At 40.1% G+C, this 13,826-nt stretch carries 15 protein-coding genes; 7 read left to right on the top strand and 8 right to left on the bottom strand.

Features of this window, described 5'->3' with window-relative positions; genetic code table 11:
• Positions 1–160 precede the first annotated feature (160 nt).
• Both H6G79_RS15280 and H6G79_RS15275 read left to right on the top strand, forming a co-directional pair.
• A complete protein-coding gene (locus tag H6G79_RS15280; RefSeq protein WP_190590117.1) occupies positions 161–1,156 on the top strand; it encodes a glycerophosphodiester phosphodiesterase in 996 nt (331 codons plus the stop codon).
• Positions 1,157–1,325: 169 nt separating this feature from the next.
• Entirely contained in the window at positions 1,326–2,027 is a 702-nt protein-coding gene (locus H6G79_RS15275) for a peptidoglycan-binding protein (protein WP_190590118.1), read from the top strand.
• Between the two features lie 195 nt (positions 2,028–2,222).
• On the opposite strand, the gene H6G79_RS15270 is transcribed toward H6G79_RS15275, so the two are convergent.
• The 3 genes from H6G79_RS15270 to H6G79_RS15260 form a co-directional block, all read right to left on the bottom strand.
• Positions 2,223–2,963, bottom strand: a complete 741-nt coding sequence (locus tag H6G79_RS15270; protein ID WP_242048384.1) for a superoxide dismutase — start codon at positions 2,961–2,963, stop codon at positions 2,223–2,225.
• Between the two features lie 244 nt (positions 2,964–3,207).
• Positions 3,208–3,918, bottom strand: a complete 711-nt coding sequence (locus H6G79_RS15265) for a Uma2 family endonuclease (RefSeq protein ID WP_190590119.1) — start codon at positions 3,916–3,918, stop codon at positions 3,208–3,210.
• A gap of 65 nt (positions 3,919–3,983) precedes the next feature.
• Positions 3,984–4,532, bottom strand: a complete 549-nt coding sequence (locus H6G79_RS15260; RefSeq protein WP_190590120.1) for a Uma2 family endonuclease — start codon at positions 4,530–4,532, stop codon at positions 3,984–3,986.
• 58 nt (positions 4,533–4,590) lie between these two features.
• Between H6G79_RS15260 and H6G79_RS15255 the strand changes: the two genes are divergently transcribed.
• Positions 4,591–5,094, top strand: coding sequence for a DUF29 family protein (locus tag H6G79_RS15255; RefSeq protein ID WP_190590121.1), 504 nt, complete (start codon positions 4,591–4,593; stop codon positions 5,092–5,094).
• A gap of 60 nt (positions 5,095–5,154) precedes the next feature.
• Here H6G79_RS15255 and H6G79_RS15250 read toward each other — a convergent pair whose 3' ends face one another.
• Entirely contained in the window at positions 5,155–6,576 is a 1,422-nt protein-coding gene (locus tag H6G79_RS15250) for an NADP-dependent isocitrate dehydrogenase (protein ID WP_190590122.1), read from the bottom strand.
• A 311-nt stretch (positions 6,577–6,887) separates the two neighbouring features.
• On the opposite strand from H6G79_RS15250, the gene H6G79_RS15245 reads away from it, so the two are divergent.
• From H6G79_RS15245 to H6G79_RS15235, 3 genes are all read left to right on the top strand, one after another.
• Positions 6,888–7,610, top strand: a complete 723-nt coding sequence (locus tag H6G79_RS15245) for a GUN4 domain-containing protein (RefSeq protein WP_190590222.1) — start codon at positions 6,888–6,890, stop codon at positions 7,608–7,610.
• A gap of 31 nt (positions 7,611–7,641) precedes the next feature.
• The gene (locus H6G79_RS15240; protein ID WP_190590231.1) at positions 7,642–7,779 is read left to right on the top strand and encodes a hypothetical protein; all 138 of its coding nucleotides are present in this window, start codon (positions 7,642–7,644) and stop codon (positions 7,777–7,779) included.
• A 97-nt stretch (positions 7,780–7,876) separates the two neighbouring features.
• Positions 7,877–9,004, top strand: coding sequence for an ABC transporter ATP-binding protein (locus H6G79_RS15235; protein WP_190590123.1), 1,128 nt, complete (start codon positions 7,877–7,879; stop codon positions 9,002–9,004).
• 9 nt (positions 9,005–9,013) lie between these two features.
• Here the strand turns inward: H6G79_RS15235 and H6G79_RS15230 are convergent, their stop codons facing one another.
• From H6G79_RS15230 to mtnA, 4 genes are all read right to left on the bottom strand, one after another.
• Complete coding sequence (locus H6G79_RS15230; protein ID WP_190590124.1) at positions 9,014–9,181, bottom strand: hypothetical protein; 168 nt, start codon at positions 9,179–9,181, stop codon at positions 9,014–9,016.
• Positions 9,182–9,379: 198 nt separating this feature from the next.
• On the bottom strand, positions 9,380–9,850 hold the full coding sequence (locus H6G79_RS15225) for a hypothetical protein (RefSeq protein WP_190590125.1): 471 nt from the start codon (positions 9,848–9,850) through the stop codon (positions 9,380–9,382).
• Positions 9,851–10,010: 160 nt separating this feature from the next.
• On the bottom strand, positions 10,011–11,231 hold the full coding sequence (locus tag H6G79_RS15220; protein ID WP_190590126.1) for a retropepsin-like aspartic protease: 1,221 nt from the start codon (positions 11,229–11,231) through the stop codon (positions 10,011–10,013).
• A gap of 6 nt (positions 11,232–11,237) precedes the next feature.
• On the bottom strand, positions 11,238–12,302 hold the full coding sequence (gene mtnA, locus H6G79_RS15215; RefSeq protein ID WP_190590127.1) for an S-methyl-5-thioribose-1-phosphate isomerase: 1,065 nt from the start codon (positions 12,300–12,302) through the stop codon (positions 11,238–11,240).
• 183 nt (positions 12,303–12,485) lie between these two features.
• Here mtnA and H6G79_RS15210 point away from each other — a divergent pair, with 183 nt between their 5' ends.
• Positions 12,486–13,592: a TRAP transporter substrate-binding protein gene (locus H6G79_RS15210; RefSeq protein WP_190590223.1), complete on the top strand. Its 1,107-nt coding sequence runs from the start codon at positions 12,486–12,488 to the stop codon at positions 13,590–13,592.
• Positions 13,593–13,826: the final 234 nt, after the last annotated feature.

Genomic DNA, 13,826 nt, shown 5'->3' with positions numbered 1-13,826 from the left:
TGGCGTACTTGGCGTACTTGGCGGTTCGTTTTTTAATTAAGTGTATCTTCACAGAAAATGGCTATAACTCTTTGCGTCTTTGCGCCTACCCTCCGGGAAGCCGCTATCGCGTCTATGCGCGAAATAAACAATTCTTGTCTTCCACCACACATACAATCACATGAATAAAAAACCAATCATTATTGCTCATCGCGGCGCGAGTGGCTATCGCCCAGAACATACTTTAGCCGCTTACGAATTAGCAATCAATTTTGGTGCAGACTACATTGAACCAGATTTAGTTTCCACACAAGACGGTGTTTTAATTGCGCGTCACGAAAACGAAATTTCAGAAACCACTAACGTTGCTAACCATCCCGAATTTGCTCAACGACACACGACTAAAATCATCGATGGCGAAATCAAAACAGGTTGGTTTACAGAAGACTTTACTCTGTCCGAAATCAAAACATTACGCGCCAAAGAAAGGATTCCCCAATTACGTCAGCAAAATACTATTTATGACGATTGGTGGGAAATTCCCACACTCCAAGAAATTATTGATTTAGTCAAAAATTATAGTAAACAATTAGGTCGTAATATTGGTATTTATCCAGAAACAAAACATCCCACTTATTTTAGGTCTATAAACTTAAGTTTAGAAGAACCTTTACTTCAAACCTTACGAGCCAACGGTTATCACGAAAAAAATGACCCCATTTTTATTCAATCTTTTGAAGTGAGTAACTTACAATATTTAGCCCAAAAAACTCATTTACCTTTAGTCCAGTTAATCAATCTTACTGGTCAACCTTATGATTTTGTTGTTAGTGGTGATGTTCGCACCTATACCGACTTAGTGACAAAATCAGGTTTAGAAGAGATTGCTAAATACGCCCAAGCAATTGGTATTCATAAAGATATTTTAATTCCTAGAGATAATAACAATAAATTGCGATCGCCCACATCTGTAGTACATAATGCCCATGCTACTAACTTGCAAGTACACGCCTGGACTTTTCGCAACGAAGACTACTTTCTACCTCTAGACTTCCAAGGTAATCCCCAAGGGGAATATGAACTATTTTTTAGTTTAGGTGTTGATGGCGTATTTAGTGACTTTTCTGATACTGCTTTAAGTGTGCGCGATCGCAGCCAATCGCTTGATATTTCTTAATACTTGCTCTGCCAAGTTAAAAAACTAAAATTATACTTAAGACTACTTCTAAAAGTATGCAAAATATCCTACATCAATAATTATCTAGTCTTACTTCCTCCATCCCAACCTCTATCACCATAGAGAATTTCATAGCAACTAACTAGTGCATACCAAAATAAAGGTAGTTATGGTAACTAAATTAGACGCATTTAAATCACCTCGATTTATCGGGAAACCTCTTTTAGCAGATGTTGATTTTTTTGATTCACTCGAAAAAGTTGATCAATTTGCGACTGATGCAGGTATCAGAATTTATGTCACTAGTTCTACCCGTTTACAAGGTGGTGTAGTGTCAGGCGCAATTGTCCGTCCTGCAAGTCGTTCAAATCATTTAGTCGGTCACAGCATTGATATGAATGTGATGCTAGGAGATAAGCTATTTAACAGCAATGCTCTTGATAAAAGCAACTTAAAAAATCTGCCACAAGGCATTCAAAACTTTATTCAAAGCATCCGTAATGACCCGATGTTGCGCTGGGGAGGAGATTTTACACCAGCAGATTCAGTTCATATTGATGATGGCTTAAATGTCAGAGATCCTGCTACTTGGGATGCAAAATTTCCCATTATCCAAGCAGAAATGCGAGCTTTATCCCAACCTAATTCTGTTTCTGGACAGCCAAGATTATTATTTCTGACTGACCCACCAATGCGAGGAGATGATGTACTTGCTGTACAAAACGCTCTCAATCAAAAAGGCTTTAATCTCAAAGCTGATGGTATATTTGGCGCAGCTACCGATGATGCTGTAACAGCATTTCAACAAAAGCAAGGTTTAACAGCAGATGGGATTGTCGGGCCAGGTACACGCAAAGCATTAGGATTGTGATATGGGAGAAGGCAGTCCCGATGAAACAAGTTTCATAGCCAAGCATGAAAGTGGAACTAGCATTTTTACTCAGCACTCAGCACTTTCAAGTCAGGAGGTAAAATTACACCTATCCTCATCTTTCTGTAAAAAACAAGATACCCGACTTCTTTAAGAAGTCGGGTATCTGAGCTTATTTGTATTTAAAAATCAACCTTAATAAGCAAATTTACTTGCTGCTGCAAATCGGTTATTAATCTCATCCCAGTTAACCACATTCCACCATGCTGTTAAATAATCAGCGCGGCGGTTTTGATAGTTGAGATAATAAGCATGTTCCCAAACATCATTGCCGAAAATGGGATATTTACCTTCAGTGATGGGATTATCTTGATTAGCTGTAGTTGTAATTTCTAACTTGCCATTTTTGTTACGTACAAGCCAAACCCAACCACTACCAAAACGTGCTGCACCAGCTTCGTTAAACTGCTTTTTAAAGGCGGCAAAATTACCAAAATTTTGATTAATCGCAGTGGCGATTTCTCCTGTTGGTTCTCCGCCTCCCTCCGGCTTCATAATTTTCCAAAACATCGAGTGGTTGACATGACCACCACCATTATTACGAACTGTTGTGCGGATATCTGCCGGAACTTTACCGAGTTTACGTAACAATTCTTCAACAGATTTGTTTTTCAGTTCTGGGTGTTTGTCTAATGCAGCATTCAAGTTTTTCACATAAGCTGCATGGTGCTTATCGTGATGGAACTGCATTGTTTTAGCATCAATGTGTGGTTCTAATGCTTCGTAAGGGTATGGTAAAGGTGGTAGTTCAATTACGCCTGTAGTGCTTGGTGCTTGACTAACAGGTGATTTATCAGCCAACGCCAAAGAATCTAATGCAAAAGTACCTGCACCTGCACCCAGTAAAAACAAGAAATGTCTGCGGTTAAGAGTCATAAGAATTTTTTACAGCAAATCTATGCAATTTGTTGTCAATTTTCATTGTCATAGATTTAGGCTATAAAAAATCACCTTTATGGCTTAAATATCAAAATAAATATGGTTAAACTTAGTATGCGTAGGGTGTGTTAGGCGTAAGCCGTAACGCACCAAAAACTTTACAGTAGATGCGTTACGCTGTCGCTAACACATCCTACATAGATTTCAAAAATTAAAGATGAATCTTATAGTTAAATTTAGGTTAAATACTATCAGGATCTACACCCAAAGCTTTTAATCTCTCTGCTAGTAATTGGGCGCGTTGTTCTGCTTCTTGGGCGCGTTGTTCTGCTTGTCGAGCGCGTTCGTCACCAGTCAGTAAAATATTACCAGCTTGGTCACACCAACGCAACCAACTATCATTTCTCCCTTCAAATTCGCCAGTCCACAAAGTAACGCCTAAACCAATATCTTCTAACCAATTATTTGTCGTTTCTAGATAACGTCTACCCTTAATTGTATAAATTCTTAAAACTTGCTCTCCCAAATTTTGCTGGGGGTCATAGACAATATAATAAGCAACTCGCATTTTTTCATAAATTTGGAGTTTCTCATCTAATTCATTGCCCTTTTTATTAGAGACAATTTCAATTACCAGTTCTGGTGATTTACCAAATTTCCAAACAAGGTAACAGCGATTTTCTTTTTCCCACCAATTCTCTGGTGTTTGAACATCAAAACTCACAAACACATCAGGAACGATCGCAGGTTCGGTATATGTATGGTAAACCCCAACATTAGCTGCGGCTAAAAAAACTTGGTTTTGTAAAGAACTATAAAGGGAACTAACTAAAAGGCGCTGTTGTTTTTCAGATGCAAGATTATCCACTGGCGTATCATCTTCAGTTATTAGTAGGTTAGCATCTGGTATGTCACAATTATCAATATCTTTGACTAAAAGTTGCTCACCCATGATTTTATCCACTACTGAAGGGTTGTATTTATTATAAGTAAAATTCTCACTGCTCTCAACCTGACTTAACCTAATAATTCGTTCACCGCGACATTAAAACCTGGAAGTACAGTTTGAGTTCTGACTACTTCACCTGCAATAAATACAAGTCGCTGATTTTTAGTAATTACAATAATCCAACTATTTTCAGGAAATACTAACCAAACTTCTTCACTACCAGATTGCAAATATTCTTGAGATTTGGCAATCATATCTTCTGCTAAATCTGTGGGGGAAATAATTTCAGCTATTAAAGGAAAACTTTGAGGTAAAACCGCAGGTTCTCCAAATTGCTGCATCAGTTCTGGGGTAAGATAAGCCACATCAGGACGACGACCTTGTTTGTTAGTCAGACAAGGTGCTTCTGTATAAACTTCCCCGCCTTGTTCATTAGCATTAATATAATTTCTCCAATAAAAGTATAAATTTCCTTGTATACGACTGTGTTTCAATGTCACTTCTTCTTTCTCCAGCAGTTCCCCATTTACCCATTCTGTACCTTCGGGGGGACTTTGCAGCCAATCTTCTAGGGAATAGTTTGTTGAGATATTTTCTTTAATTGGTGTGATTACCATAATTATCTATTCTTATGGGCAGGATATGATTAATATTATGACTTAGAGGTTAATGAAAATGACACAAGAATTAACCGACCTCAGAAATAGTATTTTACAAGGGCGTTACGAAGATGCTTTGGCGATTGTTGATGAGTTAGAGGGGATGAGTAGACAGGCAATACTGAGAAATATTCAATCTTATTTAAAGATTTTATTGATTCATTTAATTAAAAATCAAGTGGAAAAGCGACTAACAAATTATTGGACTGCTTCTATTCGTAACTCTGTACGAGAAATTCAAAAACTTAATATTAAAGACAATCAAAAATCTTATTATGTCAATCAAGATGAATGGGAAAGTTTAATAGAAGAGGAAGTTATGGAAGATGCGATCGCAGATGCTAGTTTAGAAGTTATGAACGGTACATATAACCAATTTCAACTAGCTGATGTAGTCAATAGGCAACAATTAATGCACAAGGCTGTAGAATTTTTACTCTTGACTTATAGTTATTCATCAAAAGAATTACCCAAAATTGTTGCAGAAAAATTGATTCAATTACCTGGTGCTGAAGATTAGTAATTTAAAATCATCAGTCCTTTTAGGATGGGAAAACCCCATCCTAATAATTAACGGAAATTAACCGAAATGTTGAATAATTGCGTCGGCAAATTCAGAACATTTGAGAGGTTCTACAGGTGGTTCCATTAACCTTGCTAAATCGTAGGTGACTTGACCATTAGCGATCGCATCCCCTAAACCTTTCTTAACTAAGTCGGCTGCTTCTTGCCAACCCAGATATTCCAACATCATCACGCCAGACAAAATCACTGAACCAGGGTTAATTTTGTCTAAGCCTGCGTGCTTGGGTGCTGTACCGTGAGTAGCTTCAAAAACGGCGCAAGCATCGCCAATATTCGCGCCTGGCCCCATTCCCAAGCCGCCAACAATAGCAGCCGCCGCATCTGACAAGTAATCGCCATTGAGGTTCATTGTAGCCAGAATCGAATACTCATCTGGTCTGGTTTGGATTTGTTGAAAAATACTGTCAGCAATGCGGTCATTGACCATGACTTTATCTTTCCACTTGCCATTGCCGTGGCTATCCCAAATTGAGTTAAGAACTGTTTCCACTTCCTTGACAATTTGTGCTTTCTTCTCTTGAGTCAGGGCATCAAAACCAGGGTCAATTTGACGGGCGTTGTCTTCTAGGGAAATGTTAGGATTTTTTTCTTTATTGCTTAAAATCCAAGATTCCCGTTCGGTGACAGTTTCTTGACGGAATTCGCTGGTGGCTAATTCATAACCCCAATCACGAAACGCGCCTTCGGTGTACTTCATGATGTTACCCTTATGCACCAGCGTTACCTGTTGCTTTTGTTTGGGTAAAGTTAAGGCGTGTTTGATGGCGCGACGTACTAGACGCTGGGAACCAGTTTTGCTGATGGGTTTAATCCCGATCCCAGAATCAAGAGGGATTTGCTTTTTCCCATGTTCTGGGGTGGCGGGGATGAGTTCTTTGTTGAGGATGGAAATTAAGCGTGAACCAATTTCACTACCTTGTTTCCATTCGATTCCCAAATATATATCTTCAGTATTTTCCCGATAAACAATGACATCTAGCTTTTCAGGGTTTTTGTGTGGTGAAGGCGTACCAGCATAGTAACGGCAAGGACGCACGCAAGCATACAAGTCAAAAATTTGCCGCAATGCCACATTTAAAGAACGAATCCCACCACCTACAGGAGTGGTCAAAGGCCCTTTAATAGCCACACCATATTCTTTAATGGCTGTGAGAGTATCTTCGGGTAAATACTGATAAGTGCCGTATAAATCACAAGCCTCATCACCAGCATAAATCTTAAACCAACTGATTTGGCGTTTACCCTGATACGCCTTAGCTACCGCCGCATCTAGTACCTTTTGGGTAGCAGGCCAGATATCAATACCTGTGCCATCGCCCCGAATAAACGGGATAATTGGATTGTCAGGCACAACTGGCTCACCATTCTTAAAGGTGATTTTTGATCCACTAGTCGGGGGGGTAATCTTTTCGTACATAGTTCAAACACTCCAGAAAAACATAAAAAGTATGAAGTATGAAGTATGAAGTGTGAAGTGTCAAATATAAATTTCACCTTCAGCCTTTATCCTTCATCTTGACTAGGTTCTAGCCTTGAGCATCCTAGTCCCTAATCCCTAAATATGCAGATTTTCCCCCTATTCCCCTTTTACAGCATTTGGGGATTAAGTGAAACTGACGCAATTTTGTACGATCAAAAATAGTAAACTACTTTTCGCTATCAGTGTTTCATCATCAAGAATCCACGATAGCGATCGCTTGTTCACTGACCGCTAACACGAGTAATGGCATGACAGACCCAATGATTGTATCAGGCACTGCTAATGACATCGACTCCCTCAGACAACGCTTAATCGCTGGGTCTCTTCAAGTCCAACAACAGATCATCCCACAGTTAGCCGAATTAGGTAACGAGGGATTGGAAGTGTTGAGGGAATTTTTACTGAAACGTCGTGAGTCCCCAGCAACTTGGATTGATGGTAAAGCTTACCAAGTCCTTTACAACTCTGATGCACCAAACGCCAGAGAATTTCTCCAAACAAATTTTCCTGAAGGCATTGTACCTCTAAAATCAGATGCAGGGATCAATTACAAACCTTTACAACAGCTACTTGCTGCTCAAGACTTCCAAGCTGCCGATCGCATGACTATTGAGAAAATGTGCGAAGTAGCAGGGCCAACGGCTGTCAAGCGCAAATGGCTATATTTTACGGAAGTTGACAATTTCCCTGTGACTGACTTACACACCATTAATCATTTGTGGTTAGTTCATTCGGAAGGAAAATTTGGCTTTTCGGTACAGCGCGAAATTTGGTTAAGCCTCGGCAAAAATTGGGATAATTTCTGGACGAAAATCGCCTGGAAAAATGGGAATACTTGGACACGTTATCCTAATAGTTTTATTTGGGATTTGAGTGCGCCGAAAGGTCATTTACCTTTATCCAATCAACTGCGAGGTGTGCGAGTTATTGCGTCTTTATTTGCTCATCCGGCGTGGACGAATAAAGTGTGAAGTCTGAAGTGTGAAGTGTGAAGTGTGAAGTATGAAGAAGGATAAGCCAGAGATAGAAGATGATTTGCGTGCAGAGTATGACTTAAAAAGCTTAAGAGTCAGAAAACTTGGTTCTGAACGCAAGAGTTTTGCTCAAACAATAGACATCTTGCAAAAGTCCAAATTTTAAACTCTTTCTTTGCGTCTATGCGTGAGGAAAGAATCTTTCTGCAAGAAGTCTAATGATTTGTTTAGAAAAAACAAATGAGAAAGGACAAAATTAAATAATGGCTAAAGTACGTCTCGAAGAAATTAAACGTCGGTTTAACAACGTCACCGCCATCGAAGATATTAGCTTTGAAATTCCCGATGGCGAGTTTTGGGTGTTAGTCGGGCCTTCTGGTTGTGGGAAGTCGACAATTTTACGGACGATCGCGGGTTTAGAAACTGCCACTTCGGGCAAACTATTTATAGGCGATCGCTTAATGAATAACATCCCCGCTAGACAGCGCGATGTGGCGATGGTGTTTCAAAACTACGCCCTTTATCCGCACATGACGGTGGCGGAAAATATCGCCTTTGGGATGCAGATGCGAAAGATGGACACGAAACTCATTCAAGAACGGGTGGGGACGGTGGCGCGATCGCTTTCGTTGGAACATTTATTAGATCGCAAACCCAAACAGCTTTCTGGTGGACAGCAACAACGGGTAGCATTAGGAAGAGCGATCGCCCGTGAACCCCAAGTATTTTTATTAGATGAACCTTTATCTAATTTAGATGCTCAATTGCGCGATGACACCAGAGCCGAATTAAAACAACTCCATCAAGAGTTAGGAATTACCACGGTTTATGTAACTCACGACCAAGTTGAGGCGATGACCTTGGCTGATAAAATTGTCGTACTGAATCGCGGGAGAATCCAACAAATTGGCGAACCCCAAAGCATTTACGCGCTTCCAGCTAATCAAATGGTGGCGACTTTTTTAGGCAATCCACCAATGAATATTTTGTCAGCAAAATATACCAATGATGGCTTTGATGTGGGTGAACAATTAATAGCAGTTCCCGAAGTTGTCAGGGAAAAATTACAGCTGCGTCCAGGACAGAATTATGATTTGGGTATTAGACCAGAACATGTTTCTATTAACAATAACTCAGCACTCAGCACTCAGCACGGGCTAAACGCCCCGCTACCGCTAACAGCACTTTCCGTAGAAGTGAAGGTGGTTGAGCCTTTGGGGAGAGAAACTTTAATTCGTGCGAGTTTACCTGGTTCGACAGTGTTATTGAATGTGCAGCTTGGTGGAAATGTACGGGTGATTGTAGGCGATCGCTTATCCTTACAATTAGATTTAACTCAGTTATTTATCTTTGATTCTATTACTGGAGATAGGATATGGCCAGAGTCATAAAATTAAGAATTAGGGTAAATTACGCTGCTGCCACTTGTCAGTTTCACAAGCAGCTTGATCATGCCAAATTCTACAACTAATTACAGGATATAAATAGAGAAATGCTACTCCAATAATCACACAAACCCAAGCAAAACGAATAGCCCAAGTTTTTAGGTTAAATGGTTTTTTATACATGAATACCCTAGATTAGTTTCACATATTTGATCATCTATAGCAATCCCAAATGATTTATCAAAATAGAATTCAGCAGTCAGGAGCCAGAATTAAATTCTGAATTCTTCTTCAAAAACATCTCTCTTCCTTGTCTCCCTTTTCTACCTTGTCTCCCTTGTCTTTATTGCTCACATATCAACTAAAACTGCTATGTATCTTTTACTGAGTTAAAACTTCCATCTTGGTAATGATTGATTCTTTTTTAGTTTTGCCGCATGGTTCAGCACTTTGACAATCACTTACTGATTCAATTGTGTAGGATGCACGCACTTTTTTGTTTAAAAATTTCGCTGATTCTGCACAAATCTCAAAAGATGCACCTACCGGATGTTCAATTCCTTGCTCATCAATTAATGTGGCATAACACAATAAATCACCGTTGACTAGTTCTTTGACTGTACCAATAGTTGGTAAAGCTTTTGTCGATGTTTCTGGATTTTCGGATGGTGAAACCTCGGTTGTGGGAGTTGGTTCAGGAGATGTAGTCACTTCAGTGATTTGTCTAGGACTTTGGGGAATTTTAGATTTAGTTGTCGGGTTTTCTTGGCTAACTTCTGTAGAAGAATTAGCACAACCGCTAATCCAAATTAGACAAATAATTAATCCAGTGATGAAGCTAGATTTGTTCATAGTTAGAGTCTGTTTATAAAGTACAAGTAGGGTGTGTTACAGGTGTGCAAGGATTTGGTAATGTTCAATAATTAATTTTGAAAGCCAGAATGCCCACAATAGTAATATTCTTACCTCCTGCCTCGGTTGGTGAGCGTAGCCGAACCACTGTTTCCTGCCTCTAAGGTGTTAAAACTAAACTTCCCGATTGCACAACTCCTAGCGCATTGGGTTTATCAAAACGCCAGTGTTGTTGATATTGATTGAGAAAATTTTGACCGATAATACCTTGTACACCAGGAAGTTTGAGAATATTACTTTGCTCGACAACAACAGCATCAATTTCAGTTACTTGATGTTGCTGAATTTGCAGCCTATTCAATTTAATTTTTTTAACTGTTTCACGTCCACCCAAACCAAATACTTCTGCGGTCGGGGCGTTGCGAGTGTCAATTCCTAATTTTTGCGCGATAGATTGAGAAACTGCGATCGTATAGGCTCCTGTATCTAAAACAAAAGTAAAAGGCCCTTCACCATTAATGTAAACTTGAGTCGTTAAAATCCCAAAGGTTCCCTTTAAAGGAATAGCACCCGCAACAGATTTAGAAGGTGGTAATAGTTGTAATTGTTGTTTTTTGGGATTGAGAACAACATCGAACTTACTCAGAAAATCTAATCCTAAAACTCCAGATATATCCTGTGGTAATGCTGGTGTAGGTAATTCTAAGCCATAAAGACCAGAAACAGTGGCAGAATTTACACTTAAACCTGGTAGGATATGAGTCTTAACTTCTAGGTTTTTGAAGTTATTACCAATAACAGGTTTATATTCTAAAAGTCCATTGGGAATAGGTTTACTATTCAGACCTAATTGTTGAGCAATTTGATTATTGATAATGGTTTGACCGCTACCAGTATCTAAGATAAAAGTTTGCGTTTGTTTGCCAATGCGGACGGGGATTCTAAACACAGAACTCTCACGTTCCAATTGCAGTTTTACATTAGCTTGTCCTCGACTAGTTGATTGCGGGAGTTTCACACCAACCGCTTCCATAAAAGCGGCGACGCGCTCAACAGCATCAGGACGAAATTCTCCATTTGAAGTTAAAGTGAGGATTTGTAAAGCACATTTTGTTGTGATAGCTTCTGATTCGGCTTGATTAATAAGCTTTTGCTCAGAAATTTTAGCCTCAGCACATTTTGATACTTCTTGTAAAAGTTGCTGTCCAAGATTAACTTGACCAGCAGCAGGTGTCGGTAACAAAGAAACAAGACTGCTGGAAAGAATGCCCGTTATAAATAAATGAGAAAACAGGCTTTTGCTACGGCGGAAATTTTGGTTAGCTGGAACTTGAGATTTTTTCCGCCGAGGCTGAATAGAAATTTGCATAAAAACAGTCATGATAATTTAGTTAAAAGACTGTTGTAACTGGTATTTCGCTAAATCACCAGGTGCAAATGCTCCATTTTCTGTAATGATGGCTGTAATTAACTCGGCTGGTGTGACATCAAAAGCTGGGTTGTAAAATTCTACGCCTTCTGGGGTGAGTCTGGTGTCACCAACTTGGTAAATTTCCTCTGGGTGGCGTTCTTCTATAGGAATTTGACTACCATCAGACAAGGCAAAATCAACGGTAGAAAAAGGTGCAGCAACAAAAAATGGTACATTGTGAGCTTTAGCAACGATCGCTAAACTATATGTACCAATTTTATTCGCTGTGTCACCATTCGCCGCAATCCTATCAGCGCCCACAACAACAGCATGAATTAAACCCCTCTGCATACAATGGGCGGCCATATTATCGGTAATTAGCGTCACAGGTATATTTTCCTGCACACATTCCCAAGCAGTGAGTTTTGCACCTTGTAACCGGGGGCGGGTTTCATCAGCAAACAACTTTTCTAAACGCCCTTCGCGCCAAGCAGAACGGACAACACCCAAAGCTGTACCATAACCCGCAGTTGCTAACGCCCCAGCATTACAGTGAGTTAGTAAAGTTAGCTTTGCGGGTGTTTTCGGCAATACAGTTAAACCATGATCACCCATCGCCTGACAAGTTTGCAAATCTTCTGCATTAATAGCTTGGGCGGTTTGGAATAAAACTTGTTTGATATCTTCGACGCTTCCTTCCGTGGCGTGGGCAATTTTTAACATCCGACTAATTGCCCAGAATAAGTTTACCGCCGTGGGACGGGTAGAGCGTAATAATTGCGCGACATTTTCTAGCTGGGTTAAAAATTCAGTGCGTTCCCTGGTTGTAATTTCTCTCGCCCCCAGATACATCCCATAAGCCGCAGCCACCCCAATAGCTGGCGCACCCCGCACAATCATGGTTTTAATCGCCCGCGCCATATCTTCACTCCGATGAATTTCCACAAAGGTGTATTCATTCGGTAAACGGGTTTGGTCAATGAGTGATACGGAATCATTGTGCCAAATGACTGGATAAACTTCGTTTGCAGAATTTGTCATAAAAATTGGTAGGGATGATGAATTGTGTACCTAGGAGTTAGAGCTTAGGGAAGAGAGGTTAGTCTTTTTCAAGAGAACTCAGCATTTGCTCAAGTCAACTATTCACGAGAAAATCCTACAACTAAATATGAGAAACTGTCTTCTCTAACCCCTAATCTCTAGCCTCTAGTCTCTATAAGCATGATGAAACGCCGAAAGATTTTAAACACAGCTGCTTTAGCCACAGCCACTGCTGCAACCTTAACCGCTTGTAACCGCAGTACCACATCCCCCGCAGTGCAAACGGGACTTCCGACTGTCCGTTGGCGAATGGCTACTAGTTGGACTAAAAGTTTAGGAACTTTTATCGGTGCAAAGGTGGTTTCACAAAGAGTCAAGGAAATGACTAACGGTCGGTTTACAATTACCCCCTTTGCGGCTGGTGAGTTAGTTCCAGGATTACAAGTTTTAGATGCGGTACAAGCCGGAACTGTAGAATGCGGTCATACATCCAGCTATTATTACATCGGTAAAAGTCCGGCTTTGGCTTTCGCCACCTCTGTACCCTTTGGTTTAAACGCCCAACAGCAGAACGCTTGGTTATATCATGGCGGCGGTTTAGAAGCGATTCAGAAAGTCTACACCAACTTCAACATTATTAATTTTCCCGCAGGTAACACCGGGGCGCAGATGGGGGGCTGGTTTAAAAAAGAAATTAAAACTGTCGCTGACCTCAAAGGTTTAAAAATGCGAATTCCGGGATTAGGTGGACAGGTAATGTCGCGTTTGGGTGTAAATGTGCAAGTTTTACCTGGAGGCGAAATTTATTTGTCACTTGACCGGGGTGCAATTGACGCGGCTGAATGGGTAGGCCCTTACGATGATGAAAAACTCGGTTTAAATAAAGCTGCAAAATATTATTACTATCCTGGTTGGTGGGAACCAGGGCCATCTTTAGATGTGTTAGTTAATTTGAATGCTTGGAACAAATTACCCCAAGAATATCAACAAATTTTAAAAGCCGCTACTTTAGAAGCCAACATGAATATGCTGACAGAGTACGATGCGTTGAATGGTGCAGCACTTTCGAGATTGATTGCTGGTGGTACACAACTCACTCCCTATAGTCAAGAGATTTTACAAGCAGCACAGCAAATTGCTCTTGAGATATATGAAGAAAACGCCACTAAAGATACTAACTTCAAACAAGTTTATGAACAATGGAAAAACTTCCGTCAACAAGTTTATAACTGGAATCGGGTGAATGAGTTAAGCTACGCTAATTTTGTCACGGCTAGTAATAGTAAGTAATCATATCCCCACACAAACTACAGCAGTGTGGGGATATTAATTTACTGCTGAGATTGCTTATTTAAGAATTGCGATCGCACAAAAAAACATCCATCAAATTAGTTGATTTGTATTACCATCGATAAAAGTAACGCGAAAAAAAATACGTCCGTTGCAAATGCCCCATCTCGGTCATAGTAGGAGTTAGGGGTCAGTTTTCCTCGTGTTTCCGGTTGGTGAGCCTGTCGAACCACT

This window comes from Anabaena sp. FACHB-83, from assembly GCF_014697485.1.
GTDB lineage: Bacteria > Cyanobacteriota > Cyanobacteriia > Cyanobacteriales > Nostocaceae > Nostoc_B.
Note: the sequence above shows the minus strand (reverse complement) of the source record. Positions and strands in the feature narration are given on the sequence as shown.